The 17,292-nt window shown below is 58.0% G+C and carries 14 protein-coding genes; 6 read left to right on the top strand and 8 right to left on the bottom strand.

Translation table 11 applies throughout. The annotated features are described in order from the left end of the window. Positions 1-60: 60 nt before the first annotated feature. Both JCM17207_RS11695 and JCM17207_RS11690 read left to right on the top strand, forming a co-directional pair. Positions 61-2,718: an oxidoreductase gene (locus JCM17207_RS11695; protein WP_238317807.1), complete on the top strand. Its 2,658-nt coding sequence runs from the start codon at positions 61-63 to the stop codon at positions 2,716-2,718. A 148-nt stretch (positions 2,719-2,866) separates the two neighbouring features. Then, a complete protein-coding gene (locus JCM17207_RS11690; protein WP_238317806.1) occupies positions 2,867-3,562 on the top strand; it encodes a LysR family transcriptional regulator in 696 nt (231 codons plus the stop codon). On the opposite strand, the gene JCM17207_RS11685 is transcribed toward JCM17207_RS11690, so the two are convergent. Beyond that, the gene (locus JCM17207_RS11685) at positions 3,557-4,465 is read right to left on the bottom strand and encodes a LysR family transcriptional regulator (protein WP_238317805.1); all 909 of its coding nucleotides are present in this window, start codon (positions 4,463-4,465) and stop codon (positions 3,557-3,559) included. The two genes, JCM17207_RS11690 and JCM17207_RS11685, sit on opposite strands and share 6 nt — an antisense overlap. Before the next feature lie 124 nt (positions 4,466-4,589). Between JCM17207_RS11685 and JCM17207_RS11680 the strand changes: the two genes are divergently transcribed. Together JCM17207_RS11680 and JCM17207_RS11675 are read left to right on the top strand one after the other, a co-directional pair. Beyond that, complete coding sequence (locus JCM17207_RS11680; RefSeq protein WP_238317804.1) at positions 4,590-5,177, top strand: chromate transporter; 588 nt, start codon at positions 4,590-4,592, stop codon at positions 5,175-5,177. Then, positions 5,174-5,743: a chromate transporter gene (locus JCM17207_RS11675; RefSeq protein WP_238317803.1), complete on the top strand. Its 570-nt coding sequence runs from the start codon at positions 5,174-5,176 to the stop codon at positions 5,741-5,743. Before JCM17207_RS11680 ends, JCM17207_RS11675 begins: the two co-directional genes overlap by 4 nt. A gap of 98 nt (positions 5,744-5,841) precedes the next feature. On the opposite strand, the gene JCM17207_RS11670 is transcribed toward JCM17207_RS11675, so the two are convergent. Continuing rightward, positions 5,842-6,744, bottom strand: coding sequence for a LysR family transcriptional regulator (locus tag JCM17207_RS11670; RefSeq protein ID WP_238317802.1), 903 nt, complete (start codon positions 6,742-6,744; stop codon positions 5,842-5,844). A 257-nt stretch (positions 6,745-7,001) separates the two neighbouring features. On the opposite strand from JCM17207_RS11670, the gene JCM17207_RS11665 reads away from it, so the two are divergent. Next, positions 7,002-9,245: an oxidoreductase gene (locus JCM17207_RS11665; protein WP_238317801.1), complete on the top strand. Its 2,244-nt coding sequence runs from the start codon at positions 7,002-7,004 to the stop codon at positions 9,243-9,245. 180 nt (positions 9,246-9,425) lie between these two features. On the opposite strand, the gene JCM17207_RS11660 is transcribed toward JCM17207_RS11665, so the two are convergent. Genes JCM17207_RS11660 through JCM17207_RS11650 form a run of 3 tightly spaced genes read right to left on the bottom strand, consistent with a single transcriptional unit; the run spans position 9,426 to position 12,271 of the window. Further along, on the bottom strand, positions 9,426-10,727 hold the full coding sequence (locus JCM17207_RS11660) for a TRAP transporter large permease (protein WP_238317800.1): 1,302 nt from the start codon (positions 10,725-10,727) through the stop codon (positions 9,426-9,428). A gap of 17 nt (positions 10,728-10,744) precedes the next feature. Next, positions 10,745-11,224, bottom strand: a complete 480-nt coding sequence (locus JCM17207_RS11655; protein ID WP_238317799.1) for a TRAP transporter small permease — start codon at positions 11,222-11,224, stop codon at positions 10,745-10,747. Between the two features lie 15 nt (positions 11,225-11,239). Next, positions 11,240-12,271, bottom strand: a complete 1,032-nt coding sequence (locus JCM17207_RS11650; protein WP_238317798.1) for a TRAP transporter substrate-binding protein — start codon at positions 12,269-12,271, stop codon at positions 11,240-11,242. Between the two features lie 606 nt (positions 12,272-12,877). Here JCM17207_RS11650 and JCM17207_RS11645 point away from each other — a divergent pair. Continuing rightward, complete coding sequence (locus tag JCM17207_RS11645; protein WP_238317797.1) at positions 12,878-13,579, top strand: helix-turn-helix domain-containing protein; 702 nt, start codon at positions 12,878-12,880, stop codon at positions 13,577-13,579. A gap of 125 nt (positions 13,580-13,704) precedes the next feature. On the opposite strand, the gene JCM17207_RS11640 is transcribed toward JCM17207_RS11645, so the two are convergent. From JCM17207_RS11640 to JCM17207_RS11630, 3 genes are all read right to left on the bottom strand, one after another. Continuing rightward, complete coding sequence (locus JCM17207_RS11640; protein ID WP_238317796.1) at positions 13,705-14,190, bottom strand: hypothetical protein; 486 nt, start codon at positions 14,188-14,190, stop codon at positions 13,705-13,707. Between the two features lie 186 nt (positions 14,191-14,376). After that, complete coding sequence (locus tag JCM17207_RS11635) at positions 14,377-15,003, bottom strand: TetR/AcrR family transcriptional regulator (protein ID WP_238317795.1); 627 nt, start codon at positions 15,001-15,003, stop codon at positions 14,377-14,379. A gap of 149 nt (positions 15,004-15,152) precedes the next feature. Then, positions 15,153-17,174, bottom strand: a complete 2,022-nt coding sequence (locus JCM17207_RS11630) for an FAD-dependent oxidoreductase (RefSeq protein WP_238317794.1) — start codon at positions 17,172-17,174, stop codon at positions 15,153-15,155. Positions 17,175-17,292 lie beyond the last annotated feature (118 nt).

The raw sequence follows: 17,292 nt of genomic DNA, 5'->3' as shown, positions 1-17,292 counted from the left end.
CAGAAAGAAGTCCATCACTTCTTTCTGTCCAATCGCCCGAAACTAAGGAAGGGGAAAATCATGGATCTATCCAGAAGAAACTTTATGAAAGGGGCCGCCATCGGGATCGCCGGCGCCGCATCCGTCGGTATCCTGAGCGGCTGTTCCAACAGCGCCGCCAGCGAGGCCGCCTCCGCTGCTGCTTCTGAATCGACGGCTGCCTCGGGAGGCGCCGCTGTCACAACAACCAGTGAGGAATGGACGGTGGGCAGTGTTCTCAATCCGCAGGACACCAGCTTTACAAAATATACCACCGATTATTCCCACATTTTCTCCCCGCTGAAGATCGGCGGCGTCACCCTGAAAAACCGTATCGTCAAGAGCGCGGCCGGCTCGGAGATGCAGAAGACCTCCACCCTCTGGCCGGACGATGAGGCTCTGAGCTACTACACCCGCTTTGGCGAAGGCGGCGTGGGCATGGTCTGCTTTGAATCCTCCTCGGTGATCCCCGCCCCCTCTATGTCCGGCACAGAGGGCGGGGCCATGCCCAATATCCCCGGCAAACCGGAGGGCGCCGCACTGAACATGGTGTCCCTGGACATTTCCACCGACGAGGGCATTCCCGGCCACAAGGCCGTTGCCGACGCCATGCACGCTGTGGACACCCCGATCATCGCCCAGATGTACGACATGACCATGCTCACGGGCGCTTCCTCCACCATCACCGAGAAATACAACCTGGAGAGCAGTTTCAGCTCCGGCCGGATGCAGACCACCGAAGAAGTCCAGACCGAGATCCAGCAGTTCATCGACGGCGCAGAGCGATATTACAAAGCCGGGTTTGACGGCGTTGAAATCAACTGCTCCTGCAACCATTATTTCTCCACTTATCTGTCCCGGCGCATCAACAAGGAGCGCACCGACCAGTACAGCGGCGAGAGCATCGAAAACCGCTGCCGCATCGTCTGCGAGATCATCGAAGGCATCCGCAAACGGGTGGGCAGTGACTTCATCATCCAGATCCTTTACAGCGGCATTGAGGAAGATATTGTGGATCTGGGCAAAAACGCCGAGTGCACCACGGTGGACGAGGCCATCGAATTTGCCAAACTCTTCGAGAAGGCCGGCGCCAGCAGCCTGCACATCCGGTCGGAAGCCTACGGCCACCACTGCGGCGGCTTTATGCCGGATGTTCTGCACATTCCCGACCACGGCTATACCGGCTACGGCAGCTGCATCCAGTACGGCAAACATATGCCCGAGGTCCTGGGCCAGTACGACGGCATCGGCGCTCTGATCGAAGTAGCCGCCAAGATCAAGAAGAATGTTTCCATCCCCGTGGGCGCGGTGGGCAGCATGGACCCCCGGATGGCCCCCGATCTGCTGGACAACGCCATCGCCGAGGGCAAGCTGGATTTCCTGCTGATGACCCGCCCCCTGATGGCAGATTTCTTCCTGCCCCAGAAATTAAAGGAGGGCCGCCGGGAGGATGTGGCCCCCTGCACCCACTGCATGACCTGTTTTGTGTCCCCCATTGACATGGGCACCCCCATGTACTGCCGGGTCAACCCGGCTCTGTCCCGGGCTTTTACCGAGGATATGCCCGAAGGTTACGATCCCCTGCCCGCAGAAACGCCCCGGAACGTTATGGTCATCGGCGGTGGCCCGGCCGGCATGGAGGCGGCACGAATTGCCGCCGAGCGCGGCCATCAGGTGACCCTCTATGAGGAAAAGAACCGTCTGGGCGGACGGCTGCCGGCTCTCCAGACCCTGAAGGGCAGCCACGAGCGTATTATGGACCACCTGGAATATCTGGAGCATCAGTTGGACAAGCAGAAGGTTACGGTGGTCACCGGCAAAAAGGTAGACGCCGCTTTTATCGCCAGCGAAAAGCCGGATACCGTCGTGGTTGCAGTGGGCAGCACGCCGGACCCTCTGAGCGATCTGATCTCGGCTGGCTCTGTCATGAACATGAACGACCTGCTGGAAGAGCTGGAGGTCACCGGCAGCCTGGATCTGACCGACGAAGTGGTCCTGGTGGGCGCCCAGTTCCAGGCCTGCGAGATTGCCATCTATCTGTGCAAACACAAGAAAAAGGTCACGATCCTGAACCCCGGCCCCGAGTCCCAGTTCTACATGAACGGCGCCACCTGGCCCAGAGAAATGGGCAAATCCTGGCTGTATGCCCAGGGCGTCAAGGTCTACCATAACGCCAACATTCACGAGATCACCTCGGACAGCGTGACCTTCGACACCCAGTACAGGATCACCAAAACCATCTCGGACGTCACGGTGATCAATGCCATGCCGGAGCAGAACAACCGCGCCCTGTTTGAGGAAGCACAGACTGCCTGTGATGATGTCTACGCAGTGGGCAACTGCTACGCCGCCAGCACCATCGCCAACGCTACCGCCCGGGCCAATATCATTGCCCGGCGGATCGGCAGCGCACAGTCCAGCACCCAGCAAAACCTGACCGGCGAAAACGTCTATTCCGCCACCTCTACCGGCATCGGCGACGTGACCGTCTCGATCCAGGTGGAGGACGGCAAGATCGTCAAAGCCCTGGTAGATACTTCCAACGAGACCGCCGACATCGGCCGTGGTCTGGGCGAACAGTTCGCCAGCCAGATCCTGGAAAAGGGCGCAGTGGATTCGGTGTCCGGCGCAACCGTCACCAGCAATGCAGTCTCCACGGCGCTGAACGATTGTCTGCGCCAGGCCGGCTTGATGCCGTAAGCCATTAAAGGCTCCCCACAGGGCGAAACCGGTTTGAAAAGCACCCGGGGATATGATAAACTAACGTAAAGAATCGGTGTACAGAGAACACGATCTTCTTTGTACACCGATTCTTCTTTTACAAGCGCCTTTAACTGCGAGGTGCCCCATGGAATTCAGACAGATCCAATATTTTCTGGCCATCTGCAAATACCGCAACATTTCACACGCTGCAAAGGCGATCCACCTCTCCCAGCAGGCGCTGTCCAAACAGATCCACGAGCTGGAAGAAGAACTGGGGGTTTCCCTGTTCATCCGCAGCACCAAAGGGGTCGAGTTGACCCGCTACGCCCAAAAATTGGAGGCACCCGCCCGGCAGATGCTGGAGCAGGAAGAGCTGGATCTGGCCGTCACCATCGACGGCAGAGCCAACCCGCCCTTAGTGAAAAAACTGGTTTCGATGGAGCCGGCGTACATCCTGTTCAGCAATCAGAACCAGGCGATGCAGCGCGATCCCCTTACAGCGGAGGATTTGCGCCAGCAGCGCATTTTGATCTCCCAGTTTGATTCCTGGCCCCAGCAGGCCATGGAACAGATCGAGCATTATCTGGGGTTTCAGCCGGACTACAAAATCTACCACGGAAACTTTGATCAAGGAGTGGAACGGGTCCGGCAAAATGAAGGAATCCTGATCGCCGGCAAGAATTTTTGCCTATCCCGGAACATGAAAGGCCTGGACGCCCGGCGGTTCCCCAACGAGGACTTTATTTTTTACCACTATTTGGCCTATAAATCCGGCCGGAAACTGGCCAAACCCATTCTCTCCATCCTTCGGCAATACGAGGAGTCCCCTCCGAAACTATGAGCTAACCGGCGGCTGAGGGGCGGCAGTCTCCCCAATGGTGCGGCAGAGGGCCAAAAACTCCTGCATAAGAGGCGTCAGGTATTTTTCCCGATGCCAAGCCACCGTCCACTGCCGCCGGAGAGGTGCGTCCACAATATCCCGCTGGCACAAGCGCCCGGCCCGCACCAGGGGCGCGGCGGCTTCTTCGGGCAGGACGGCCACCCCCAGCCCCTGAGCCGCCGCCAGCAGCAGCGCGTCGCTGCTGACGCTCTCCCAGGCGGGGCGGAGAGGCAGATCATAAAGGGCCATTGTGGTGTTCAGAATGGCGCGGGCGGTGCTGCCCTCTTCCCGCACCAGGAGCGGGCAGGCCGACAGCTGTTCCAAGGTGAGCTGGGGCTGACTGGCCAGAGGGTCTGTGGGGGCAAACAGGGCGCAGAGCCGATCGCCGCCAATGGCTTCCGCCTGCAATTCGGGCGTGGGGACCTGACCTTCCAGCAGGGCCAGATCCAGCCGGTTGTCACAGAGCTCGGCGGCAATGGTTCCGCCGTTCGCCACCGTAACGGTGACCGCGGTGCCAGGGTGCGCATCGGAAAACCGCCGCACCAGCCCGGGCAGTACCAGCGCCCCCAGGGTCACCGTAGCCCCCACCCGCAGCGGCCCGGCGGTCCCCTGGCTATGCAGATCCGTCTCAATCCGGGCAAAATTATCCAGCAGATGGAGCGCCTGGGGATACAGCTGCTGGGCCGCCGGGGTCGGGTAAAGCCGCCGGTGCATCCGCTCAAACAGCCGCACATCGTAATACCGCTCCAGCTCCTGCACCGCACGGGTCACCGCCGGCTGGGTCATGTGGAGTTCCTCTGCTGCATGGGTGATGTTCCGGGCACGGTAGACCTGTATAAAAATCTCAAGATGACGCAGCGTCACAAGCCGCCCTCCTTCCATGCAAAAATAGCATGATCTTTATAATAAAATATCATTTTATATATAGTAAAACAAGTGGTATTATATAGTCAAGGAAACTTTTGTGTGAGAAAAAGGAGGCTCCCCCATGGATCAGCAATCCCCTGCGCTCAGCCCCAAACAAAAGCTGCGCGCTTTATTCTTCAGCACGCTGTACATCAGCGCCTTTACCTTCGGCGGCGGTTTTGTCATCGTCACCTTTATGAAGCGGAAATTTGTAGACCAGCTGCACTGGATCACTGAAGCCGAAATGCTGGATATGGCCGCTCTGGCTCAGTCTTCTCCCGGCGCCATTGCTGTGAACGCCGCCATCCTGGTGGGCTGGCGGGTCGCCGGGCTGCCCGGCATGGTGGTGGCCGTAGTGGGAACCATTATCCCCCCCATGGTCATTCTCTCGATCATCTCCTTTTTCTATGCGGCCTTTGCCACCAACCCCTATGTGGCTCTGGTGCTCAAGGGCATGCAGGCCGGTGTGGCTGCGGTGATCCTGGACGTTGTCTGCGGCCTGGGCGGCGCTGTCGTCAAAACCAAGTCGGCGGTTTATATCGCCCTAATGGCGGCAGCCTTTGTGGCCAACTTCTTCTTTGACGTCAATGTGATCCTCATCATCCTAGTTGCGGCGGCCTTTGGCGTCGTGCGCGCCCTGTTCCAGCAGAGAAAGGCGGCCAAAAAATGATTTATCTTCAGCTTTTTATCAGCTTTTTGCAGATCGGGCTGTTCAGCATCGGGGGCGGCTATGCGGCCATGCCCCTGATCCAGAACCAGGTGGTGGAGCTTCACCCCTGGCTGACCTTACAGGAATTCACCGACCTGATTACCATTGCCGAGATGACCCCCGGCCCCATCGCTGTGAACTCGGCCACCTTTGTAGGGATCCGGATCGCGGGCATTCCGGGGGCACTGGTAGCCACTCTGGGCTGCATCACACCCGCCTTGTTCCTGGTTTCTCTCCTGGCCTATGTGTACAACAAGTACAAGGACATCTCCCTGTTGCAGAACATCCTCTCCTGTCTGCGGCCCGTGGTGGTGGCCCTGATCCTGGGCGCCGGTCTCTCCATCCTGTCCATGGTGCTGTTCAACGGCGCTGCCCCCTCCCTCGAGCAGGTGGACTGGATCGGCGGCTGCAGTTTCCTTGTCGCCTTTGTGGTGCTGCATAAGTTCAAGTGGAATCCCATCTTGACCATGTGCCTCTGCGGCGTGGCCGGCCTTTGCCTCAATCTGGCGCTGCCCGCCATCCTTTGAGCCATTTACGCTTGAAGCAAGTTTTCTCCCCATGAAAAACCCTCTGACTGTCCCCCGATTTGCCGGGCCCAGCCAGAGGGTTTTTGTTTTGTGCGCTTTTATATTTTCTCCGGGGCAGAAATATTTGTCTGCAAGTACTCGGTGAAAGTCTGCTGGGCTGCGGAACTGGGGCGGGATTTGTCCGAAATGCTGTAAATCCCCCACCCGTCCTGCATTTCGGAGACAAAGGGGATCATCGCAATTTCTTTCGGGTCAATCAGCTGTTTGCAGGAAGCCAGGGCAAAACTGACGCTGCGATTCTCCCGGACCAACTGAATGGCGATTTGGGGATCGGTGCTAATGATGGAAAATTTCGGGGTGAAACCGCGCTGCAGGCAGAGGGCCACATAATTGCGGTGGAACTCATATCCCTCCCCGTGCCCCACAATGGGCAGCTCCCGGAGGTCATCCACCGTTACAGAAGGTTTTCGGGACAGAGGTTGGCTGCGATTCACCAGAACATAGGGCACGCTGCGCTGAATCAGATGATGGTCAAACTCGGTGATCATGGGTTCTGTGGTAACGATCAGCCCGATTTTTCCATCTGCATTTTTCACTCTGGCCAGAATATCCGCATCGGTACCGCTCTTGACCGTCAGGAGAATTTCGGGGTGGGCCGCCGAAAATCTGGTGAAGATATCCTGAGGCAGCTCTTCCCTTACCCCTGCCCCCACCCAGATTTCCAGGCGCTGTTCGGTGCTCTGGAGATAGCTGGCCATATTGTTCTCAAAACGGTCGTACTGCATCACCAGCTTGGCAGCCTCTGATTGCAGCTTCTGCCCCGCCGGGGTCAGGGACAACGTATTCTTATTTTTGAAGAACAGGGTTGTGTTCAGCTCATGTTCCAGTTTGCGGATGGTTTGAGAGACCGCCTGGCGGGAAAGATACACCCTTTTTGCCGTTTCGGTAAAGCTCAGCGTTTCGCAGGCCGTCAAAAAAATCCGCAGATTGTTGATGTCCATAAAATCCCTCGATGTCCTGTTTTTACATCCTTCCGGAGGCCCCTCCGGCAGTTTATCTTTATTATACACATTTGTCCATCCGGATGAAAGAAGAATTCATAACCACAAAAAGATTCTTTCAAAGGCTCCGGGGCGCAGGCCGTGCAAACACTGGTTGCGGGCTGTCAAGTTTTTAATGCTTGTTAAAAAAATATTTTACTCTATAATAACAACCAGACATCTTCCACAATTTCCCGACAAAACCAAGGAGGAACATCATGAAATTATCCAGAAGAAACTTTCTGAAAACCGGCAGCGCCGCCGCGGCGCTGGGCCTTCTGTCCGCCAATCTGGCGGGCTGCTCCGCGCCCTCTGCCGCAGAAAGCACCGCGGCTTCCAGCCAGGCCAGCGCCGGTGCTGCCACCGAAACGGCAACGCAGGAAACCCAGAACAAGCTGTACACCGCCTACATCAACCCCCAGCGAACCGACTACAAGACCAACACCAAGGAACTGAAAACCCTGTTCTCTCCCCTGACCATTGGCTCGGTAACCATCGGCAACCGCATTGTCAAATCTGCGGCCGGTTCCGCCACCTATCTGGCGGGTCTGACCGACGAGCTGATGCAGTACTATGTCAACTTTGCCAAGGGCGGCGTCGAGCTGATCTATGTGGAAAACCTCAGCATGCTCAACATCAAAAAGGGTGAGAGCCTGAGCGAAGAGACCAAAACCTTCTTCCGGAAAATGGTGGAGGAGTGCGCCTCCTACGGCGCGAGCCTGGGCTACCAGTGGTACTCCATGGGCGGCCAGGAAAATACCATGACCGTCGCGGAGATCCAGGCCCTGGAGGACGACCTGGCCGAAACCGCCAAGGCCCTGAAAGACCTGGGCTTCAAGGCCTTCGAGATCAACTCGGCAGGCTTCAACATCGGCGCACACTTCATGTCCCGGTTCTATAACACCCGGACCGACGAATACGGCTGCAACTCCTTTGAGGACCGCACCCGGTTTTTGACTGAGTCGGTCCAGAAGATCAAGGATGTCTGCGGCAGCGACTTCAACGTCCAGATCCTGATGAACGCCATCGAGGCCAACGACAACACCGCCAACAACCCCACCATGGCAACCCTGGACAGCGCCGTGACCACCCCCAAGACCAAGGCTAACACCCTGGAAGAGGGCATCGAGATGGCCAAGTATCTGGAGCAGGCGGGCGTAGATTCTCTCCACCTGCGGCTGGGTTCTCTGGGCCACCATGTGGCACAGTTCGCCAGCGACCTGTACTTTATCCTGAACGGCATCGAGGGCGTCACCGGTTTCGGCAACCAGTTCGACTTCAAGAAGCACTGGCAGGGCCAGCTGATCGGCGACACTCAGGGCGCCGGCATGCTGCTGAACGTGTCCGCACGCTACAAAGAGGCCGTCAGCATCCCCTGCGGCGTTGTCACCTACATGGATCCCGCCCACGCACCCGATCTCTTTGAGCAGGCGCTGGAGGACGGCAAGGCAGACTTCTTCCTCATGACCCGTCCTCTGACGGTGGATACCGAATACGTCAACAAGCTGAAGGAAGGCCGGATCGACGAGATCGCCCCCTGCACCCGCTGCCTCCACTGCCACATCGGCAGCAACGAAGCCAATGCCGCTATGGGTTACTGCCGCGTCAACGCGCTGACCCAGCGGGTCATGCGGGAGGGCGGCCCCGCCACCTATGAGCTGGAGAAAGCTCCCGTCGCCAAAAACGTCATGGTCATCGGCGGCGGCCCCGCCGGCATGGAAGCTGCACGGATCGCGGCGGCCCGCGGCCACAACGTCACCCTCTATGAAAAGAACAAGTCCCTGGGCGGGCTGCTGGACTTTGCCAACGCCGTCAAGGGCCCCCACGAGAATCTGCTGGACTTCAAAAAATACCTGATCCGCCAGCTGGAACTGACCGGCGTCAAGGTGGAAACTGAGGTGGAAGTGGATCAGGCCAAGATCAAAGAGGTTAACCCCGACGCCGTCATTCTGGCCGTGGGCGGCCTGCGGGACACCCTGACCATCGACGGCGACGGCCAGACCCCGGTTATCGAGCTGGACGACTTCATGTCCGCCGATATGGGTGAAAATGTCATCGTCTACGGCTCCAACGCCCAGGCCTTCGACACTGCACTGTGGCTGGTGGTCCACAAGAAAAACGTCACCATGGTCACCCCCAACAAGGCCGAAGAGCTGGATATGCAGCAGTCTCAGCACGCCATGCGGATGATGACCACCGCCCTGTATGCGCTGGGCATGAACGTCTATCCCCAGTCTCAGATTGTCACCGTCGAAAACGGCAAGGCCACCATCCTGATGGAAACCGGCGTGACCACCGAGGTAGCCTGCGACGCCATTGTGAACGGCGCGGATATGCTGAAAAACACCTCTCTGGTGGATGGCCTGAGCGGCATCGAGGTCTACACCATTGGCGACTGCGCCGCCCCCTTCAACATCGCCAAGGCCATCCACAGCGGCAACGATGCCGGCCGCCAGGTTTAATCCTCTCCCCCGCCCTGTATCCTTTGGAAGGCAGGCCCTCAGCCTCCGGCAGAAGCCCTAACCTTCCATCGAATTTTGAATAACACCCCCCTGTCAAGATAAAAACCCGCGCCCTGTCTTTGAAGGCAGAGCGCGGGTTTTTGCTTTATTGGATCTTTAGGAATTTGCCGTCCGTGTTTCTTACAGCAGGCCGGCCATCTGGGGCAGGCCCAGGCTCACCACCGGCACATAAGTTACCAGCAGCAGGCCGATCAGGATGGCCACATAATACATCAGCATATAGGGCATAACCTTGGACAAGCTGGTGCGGCCCACCTTAATGGCCACAAACAGGGTGTTGCCCACCGGCGGGGTGATGTTGCCGATGCACAGGTTATACACCAGGATCAGGCCGAACTGCACCGGGTCCATGCCAAAGGTCTTGACCACCGGCAGGAAGAGCGGGGTGAAGATCAGGATGGCCGGGGTAACGTCCATAAAGGTACCAGCAATCAGTAGGATGACGTTCATGATCAGCAGGATGATCACGGGGTTCTGGGTCAGACCCAGCAGCGCCGCCGAGATGGCCTGAGGGATCTGGGTGAAGGCCATGACCCAGCCCAGAATGTTGGACACACCGATCAGGAAGACCACCATGCCGCTCATCTTGGCGCTTTCCACCACGATTTTCCAGAACGATTTGAGGGTGATATTGCGGTAGAAAATGCCCAGGATCAGCGCATACACCACAGCGATGGCGGAGCCCTCGGTGGCGGTGAACACGCCGCCCACGATGCCGCCGATGACCACCACGATCAGGGACAGGGAGGGCAGAGCCGCCAGGGTTGCCCGGAGCAGGTTCATCCAGTCAAATTTGCCGGGGATGCCTTTGTAGCCCTTTTTCTTGGCGATGATGACCGACACCGCCATACAGGCCAGCGCCCAGATGATGCCGGGCACATAGCCCGCCAGGAACAGCGCCGCCACCGAGGTGCCGCCCGCTGCCAGAGAATAGGTAATCAGCGCATTGGAGGGAGGAATCAGCAGGCCGGAGGGCGCCGATGCGCCGTTGGTGGCTGCGCAGAGGGCCTTGTCGTAGCCCTGTTCTTCCTCGCCCTGCTCTACCATGCTGCCCACCGCAGCCGCCGCCGCAGAGGCAGAGCCCGAGATGGCGCCGAAGAGGGCGTTTGCGCCTACGTTGGTCACCAGCAGCGCGCCGGGCATTTTACCCAGGAGCGCCATCACGAAGTTGACCAGCCGTTTTGCAATGCCGCCCTGGTTCATCAGGTTGCCGGCCAGAATAAAGAACGGGATCGCGGTCAGGCTGAACTTGCTCATGCCCACAAAGATGCGCTGCGCGGCAGTCAGCACCGAGACATCCAGCGGCACCGTCTGGAGAATGGCCACCAGAGAGGAAATACCGATGGAGTAGGAGATCGGCACGCCGACAATCAAAAGGACTGCCAGCACGCCAATGATAATCAGCAGAGATTGGATCGCCATAGCTTACGCCTCCTTCTTCACTTTTCTGCGGGGGCACCCTTGCAGATGTCCGCGATGTTGAGGATGGTGTAGATCATATTCAGCACACCGCAGATGGGCATGACAATATAGAACACGCCCACGGCCACCCCAAGGGACGAGGTCATCTGCCCCATCGCCAGCTGGGTAATCTGAAGGCCGCCGAACCCCAGAATGATCCCCGAGAAGGCAAAGGCGATCAGCTCGCCGAAGATGGCGATAGCCTTCTGCACGGCGGGGCTGAACCGCTCCACCAGGACCGGAATGTTCATGTGGCCGCGCTCACCGGTAATCAGGGAGGCGCCCAGCAGGCTGGCCCAGGCAAACAGATAGGAGACCAGCTCCTCCGACCAGGAGGAAGGGTTTTGCAGGATGTAGCGGGTAAAGACCTGCCAGCAGGTCAGGCCGACCATCGCCAGAAGGCTGAGCCCCGCCAACGCATTCAGAAGCGTCGTCAAAGTTTTTCTCAATGTTTTCATGTTCCACTCGCCTCCTTACGATACAGTCCGATACTGCTCGTTGTACGCCTGGATCGCGTCGTAGATGGGCTTGAGATCCGGGTACTGCTCCAGCATCGCCTCGTGCATCGGCTCGCAGGCCTCCTGGAACGGTTTCGTGTCGGGGTAGAGGAACTGCACGCCCTGCTCCTCTGCGGCCCGGACCTTCGCCTTTTCGACGGCGGTCACCCACTCTCCCCGCTGGACCTGATTGACCAGCTCAAAGCCTTCCTCAAAGATGGCGCGCTCTTCCTCGCTGAGGCCCTCCAGGAACGCCAGATTGCCGATCAGGATGTCGGGGATCATCTGGTGCATGTCGTAGGAGTAATATTTGCACACATCGCCGTGGCCGTTGTCGGTCAGAGCCATCTCGTTGTTTTCGGCGCCGTCAATGATCTTGGACTGGAGGGCGGTGTACACATCGCCGAAGCCCATGGGGGTTGCAGAGCCGCCCAGCAGGTTCATCATCTGCACGTTGGTCGGGGACTGCTGCACCCGGATCTTGAGGCCCCGCAGGTCGGCCGGGCTCATAATGGGGGTGCTGACGGTGTAGAAGTTGCGGGTACCGGCATCCAGCCATGTGACCGCCTCAAAGCCCGCCTGCTTGGTGGACTCAAAAATGGGGCCGGTAATGTTCTCATCGTCCATGGAAGCGTGGTATGCCTCGCTGGACGCGAACAGATACGGCAGGTTGAACAGGGTATAGTTGGCGCTGAAGGTTTCCAGCAGCGAGTTCGACGCCACGCAGAAATTGATGGCGCCGGTCTGGGTCAGCTGCACCATCTCATTCTGGGAGCCCAGCAATTCGCTGGGGAAAACCTCAACGTTATATTTATCGCCCAGTTTGCTCTCGATGAATTCCTCAAATGCCACCAGCGCGATATGCGTCGGGTGGTTGGTGGACTGGTTGTGCCCAATGCGGATGATCTGCCGGTGATCCGCCTCGCTGGAACCGCCGCAGCCCGCCAACAGACCCGCCACAAGCACCACTGCCAGCAACAGCGCCGCTGCGCGAATTCTCTTTTTCATAAACTTCGCCCTTTCTTTCAGGATGCGTTATTCATCCAGTTTTTTCGCCGGCACCCCACCGGCAGAGATTCCCCCTTGCCGGTGGGTGCCCGTTTGCAGGTTTCTCTGGCGTTTTCCGGGCCGCCCGCTCCCAACACAGGCCGCCGCCAACCCCAGATTACTCCGTTGATTTTGTACCCTCCTTTCCCATGATTCCGGGCCCGACCAGCAAGACCGCGCCCAGCCGCTCCATTTTGCGAGGCAGGTTTCGCCCTCATGCAGTCCGCACAAGCGCCCCGAATACCACTCCGGCCCCCGTAAGCAAAACCCTTTGTGATCCCACGGGCACGCATACATTTTGACCGGAGCCGCCTCCAATTAAGCAGCCTTTTTCTTCTATATTATAGAAATTGCAAGAAAAAGTCTCGGGTTTTCCTGCTTGAAACATAGTAAATCTTGCTGTGTAATCGACCTATGACCAAGAAAAAGAGGTAGATTTTGTTGAAACCTGACAAAGATAACTTTCATCTCACTTATTTTTCCGACCAATTGCCCACATCCCTGGATTTCCATTGGGGCGACGCTTTCAGCGTATTTTTTCTGATATCCGGCCGGGCCTCCTACACCATGGAAAAGTACACGAGGCGGCTGCACCCCGGAGAGCTTTGGCTGATCAGCAGCCATTACAGACCGCCTCAGCCCATATCATTTGGCTGTCAGCCGCCCTGCAAAGGGTACCTGCTCCAGATCGGCCCCGAGTTTCTTCACCGCGCTGCGCCCCTGATCGCCGACCTGACTTCCTGTTTTTCCAGCGGTGAACGGGGCTGCGTTCTGGTCCAGCCCGACGCCCCTACCCTATCCTGCCTGGAAGAGATCTGCGGCAAGATCCTCCTGTGCCAAAAGGAAGAGGCTTTCGGCAGCAATGCATTGTCTCACATCTACCTGCTGGAATTTCTGATCTATCTGAACCGGGCTTATTTTTCCCGGCCCAGCATGTTCCACAAAGAGTATCTGGAAAATGAAAAAGTCAACGAGGTGCTCGCCTACATTGACGAAAACCTTTCCAGCGACCTGACCTTGGAACGGTTGGCTGACCTGTGTTTTATCAGCAAGTATCACCTGGCCCACCAGTTTAAAGCCTGCACCGGTATGCCGGTTTATCGCTATATCATCAAGCAGCGGGTCACTGCCGCCCGAAACCTGATCTGCTCCGGCCTCTCTGCCACCGAAGCCTGCATGCAATGCGGCTTTAACGATTATTCCAACTTCCTTAAAGCCTTCAAGCGGGAATTCGGCTGCACCCCCAAAGCATTTCAAAAGCAGCGCTGAGTCCCTGCCGCCGGCCCCGGGAACCTATTTCCCGCAAAATAAAGCCCCCGGCCGTGAGCCCTGGCAAAACCGGGCCCCAGCCTGGGGGCTTTTCTATCAGCGCCTTTGCCGGAGGCCGCGCCGCGTTATTTTGTGGCAAAGCGGTTCATAAAGAAGTCGGTAAACGCCGCCAGCTCTTCCTCCTGGGAAACATAGACATATAGACTCTCTTCGTCGATCCAGTCAGAGGCGTTGATGGCAATATAGCCCTTCTTGTCCGGATAGATCACAAAGGCGTCGGTGGGGTATTTGTTCCGGTAGGCTTTCAGAATTTCGGCCCGCCGGTAGTAAACCGGCTCCCCGCAGGCAGAGAGATCGGGCACTGTGGGCACCACCACAATGGTCTGGGGTTCCTCCTTCCACCCCACCAAAAGGTTCCCGATTTGGGTTTTGCTGCCGTGGACAAAACCGTAGTTGAAACGGCTGACATCTTCGGTGTAGCCGAAAATCAGCCGATAGCCGGCCCCATTTTCCACGGCCTGGTCAAACAGGGCCCGCATCTTTTTGGCATTGGCGTCGCTTTTTTTCCGATCGACCTCGGGTCCCTTAAAAATTTTGCTGAAAAAGCCCATGGTTGTTTCCTCCTTTATCGATCAATCTTTATTTTTCCCCTGCGCTCCTGCACCAAAAAACAGGACCGCCGGGTCAATCCGCTCTCAAAATAAAAACGATTTTCTGTTTTTGTATTTATTCAAGGCCTAAAAAACCGCCCGAAGCGGGTACCGAACCCTATTGTTCGGGCGGAACGTACTATCCGTTTACGGGGCCGCTGAATCTTCCCGCCGAAACCCTTCCAACAGGTCTACAATCCCCCGGATTTGACAGGCAACGCTCTCGTCGGCGGCCTCCGGAACAAAAAAGGGCAGTGTTTCAGGGATGGCCCGCCGGATAATCAAAACCGTCAGACACAGATTGGTGAACAAAGCCACCCGGCGCTGATTTGGGTTTACCCCGAAGCATTCCAGCAAGCTCCCAAACAGCCGGATCTGCCGCTCCCGAAAGGCGCGGGCACTCTCCGGCGAAAGGCGGCGGAAAATTCTCTGCTGGTCCTCAATGGAGAGAACCGCAATACCGCTTTTCTCCCCGTAGCAGCAGGCATTTAAAAACTGGGTGATCCCCTGCCGCCAGCCGAGGGCCGGGTCGGACATCAGGCGGCGGGCCAACGCCAGCACCCGCGGCTGCTGAAAATAGAGGGTCTCTACCACCAAATCCTCTTTGGTGGGGAAAAAGGAATAGAAAAAGCTGCGGGAGATCCCCACTTCCTGGTAGATTTGTTCCACCGTGGTGTGCTGGATGCCCTGGCTGGATATCCGCTCCAGAGCGGCGAGGATCAGCCTCTCCCGGATTTTTTCCCGGTCTTCCTCCGAATAAGCGACCTTCGGCATCACGGCCCCTCCCCAATAAATACATCTTTAATAAATTGTATTTATTTTATCACACTGCCCCGTCAAACACAACAGAAAAATGTGACCCGAACGCCTTATGCCGGCTCCGGGTCACATTCTTTTTATCTATGGTTTTCTATTCCAGAAATTCAGGCCTGGGCCAGGTAGCCGCCCAGCAGATAGCCTTCGGTCAGGGTGCGGCCCACGGCCACGCCCACAATGTACTCGGGATAGTTATGGGCAAAGAAGCCGCCGCTGCAATCGCCCGCAGCGTACAGGCCCTCAATGGGCTCGCCCACCGTGTTCAGAACCTGCATCCGGGTATTGATCCGCAGACCGTCCAGGGTGCACAGCAGGCTTGCGCCCTGGCGGCAGCCATAGTAGGGCGGGTTCTGCAGGGGCAGCATTCGGCTGCTCTCCTTGCCGAAGTCCTCGTCCACCCCCTTGGCGCACAGCTCATTGTACCGCTGCACCGTGGCCACAAAGGCATCCACCGGCAGATTCAGCTTTTCGGCCAGCCCTTCCAGAGTATCCGACGACTGAATAAAACCTGCGGCCTCCATCCCTGCCAGCAGCCCCTGCTCAGCCTCCAGGCTGAAAATTTGCAGCTTGCCGCCGCTCTTGCTGGGGATGATCCGGGCACAGCCAATCTGCTGGAACTGCTCGATCTGCTCCGCCCAGCTGCTGTCGTAGATGGTGTTATAGAGGTGGTGGGGCTCCATATAGGCTGCATGCAGGATAAAATCGTAGGGCACACTCTCGTTGCAGAACCGTTCGCCGTTCAGGTTCACTTTCAGCCAGGGCTGGCTGCCCAGATGGAAGTAGCCGCTCTTGTCCCAGTTGCCGTCCGAGAGCTGGTCCGGGGCGATCACGCCGCGGTCAAAGAGCATGGCGGTGGGGTCCGGGTCTTTGTCGGCACCGATCCACATAGCGGCTTTGATTCCGTCGCCGGTGTTCAGGCTGGATGCGTCTGCCTCCACGGTGCTGATATAGGCGTCGGGGTTGAGAGTTGCCAGCATCTGTTTATTATAGGCATAACCGCCGCAGCACAGAGCCACGCCCTTGCTGGCCTCGATCCGGAGATAGCTGCCGTCTGCTGCCTTGGCGATGGCGCCGGTGACCCGGGCGCCGTCGTATTCCAGTTTCACCAGGGTCGTCTCATACATCACCTGGCCGTTGTTGTCCGTAAGCAGCTGGGTCAGGCTGGACAAGCCATAGGAACTGGTGGCCTCGCTGTAATCGTGCTCGGGGATGTCGTCCTGGAAGTTGTGCATGGTGGCGGGGACATAGTAGGTATCGTGGCCGCCCTCACCCACATCCCATTCCATGTGCAGCTTAACGTCGGGGTGATACTTCTGGACCTGCTCGGCGTACCAGTCGATGGCCTCGCCGCTGTTGTCCGCCCACAGCCGGATCAGCCGCTCATCGCAGCGATGGCTGGCATAACGGCACAGCTCGGCCACCAGTTTGTTTTTGTCCACTTCCACCCCGGCCTCTTTGGCGGCTTTGGTCCCGACCGCGCCCAGCCAGTGGCGCTCGTTCATGCTGCTGATGCCCTTTTCAATCACCAGAACTTCTGCGCCCAGAGCGGCGGCGTGGGCGGCGGTCATCAGGCCCGCATTGCCTGCACCCACCACAAGAATTTCAGTCTGGAGGGTCTGGGCAATTTCCGACTCGGCAATCTCCGGCGCCTGGCCCAGCCAGTCGGTGTTGCCGCCCACCGTGATTTCCTCCTGAACGCTGACGTCGCCCCCTTCAACGATGGCGCCGCCGCTGGCCTGAGAAATACAGTCGGCCACTGCGGCCTTCACGGCTTTGCTGGTGTTGGTGGCGCCGGTCACGCCGTCGATGGCGCTGCTCTGGGCGCTGAGAACCTGCTCCGCCAGTTTGTCGGCCGCTGCTGCGCCGACATTTGCGGTCTCTCCGCTGGAATCCACTACCACATTGGTGATGCGGGTCTCGTCAAAGGTCACGGTGACCGTCACCTCGCTGTCATACCCCTTGGCGGAAGCAGTATAGGTGCCCGGCGTATAAATGGCCTCCGCAGTGCTGGACGCCCCGGTGGAAGTGCTGCCGGCATTGCTGCACCCGGCCAGCGCCACCGCGGCGCCAGTCCCCAGGGCGCCCGCGACTGCCTTTTTCAAAAAGCTGCGGCGATCAATCTTGCTCATAGTTTGCTCTCCTTTTCTTCCTGGTTTGAAAATCCCGGGCAGCGTCTCCAAAACGCCGTCCGCTCTATTTGACAACAATATAACAAATTTTCCCTTGAAAATATAATACAAATAGGCT

This window comes from Faecalibacterium gallinarum (assembly GCF_022180365.1).
Lineage (GTDB): Bacteria > Bacillota > Clostridia > Oscillospirales > Ruminococcaceae > Faecalibacterium > Faecalibacterium gallinarum.
This window is presented reverse-complemented; position numbering and strand designations above follow the sequence as displayed.

Excerpts from the sequence above, each read along its gene's own strand:
- JCM17207_RS11645 (WP_238317797.1), top strand. The coding sequence starts at position 12,878 with ATGGAAAAGTACACGAGGCGGCTGCACCCCGGAGAGCTTTGGCTGATC.
- JCM17207_RS11665 (WP_238317801.1), top strand. The coding sequence starts at position 7,002 with ATGAAATTATCCAGAAGAAACTTTCTGAAAACCGGCAGCGCCGCCGCG.
- JCM17207_RS11650 (WP_238317798.1), bottom strand. The coding sequence starts at position 12,271 with ATGAAAAAGAGAATTCGCGCAGCGGCGCTGTTGCTGGCAGTGGTGCTT.
- JCM17207_RS11690 (WP_238317806.1), top strand. The coding sequence starts at position 2,867 with ATGGAATTCAGACAGATCCAATATTTTCTGGCCATCTGCAAATACCGC.
- JCM17207_RS11675 (WP_238317803.1), top strand. The coding sequence starts at position 5,174 with ATGATTTATCTTCAGCTTTTTATCAGCTTTTTGCAGATCGGGCTGTTC.
- JCM17207_RS11655 (WP_238317799.1), bottom strand. The coding sequence starts at position 11,224 with ATGAAAACATTGAGAAAAACTTTGACGACGCTTCTGAATGCGTTGGCG.
- JCM17207_RS11695 (WP_238317807.1), top strand. The coding sequence starts at position 61 with ATGGATCTATCCAGAAGAAACTTTATGAAAGGGGCCGCCATCGGGATC.
- JCM17207_RS11680 (WP_238317804.1), top strand. The coding sequence starts at position 4,590 with ATGGATCAGCAATCCCCTGCGCTCAGCCCCAAACAAAAGCTGCGCGCT.
- JCM17207_RS11660 (WP_238317800.1), bottom strand. The coding sequence starts at position 10,727 with ATGGCGATCCAATCTCTGCTGATTATCATTGGCGTGCTGGCAGTCCTT.
- JCM17207_RS11670 (WP_238317802.1), bottom strand. The coding sequence starts at position 6,744 with ATGGACATCAACAATCTGCGGATTTTTTTGACGGCCTGCGAAACGCTG.
- JCM17207_RS11635 (WP_238317795.1), bottom strand. The coding sequence starts at position 15,003 with ATGCCGAAGGTCGCTTATTCGGAGGAAGACCGGGAAAAAATCCGGGAG.
- JCM17207_RS11640 (WP_238317796.1), bottom strand. The coding sequence starts at position 14,190 with ATGGGCTTTTTCAGCAAAATTTTTAAGGGACCCGAGGTCGATCGGAAA.
- JCM17207_RS11630 (WP_238317794.1), bottom strand. The coding sequence starts at position 17,174 with ATGAGCAAGATTGATCGCCGCAGCTTTTTGAAAAAGGCAGTCGCGGGC.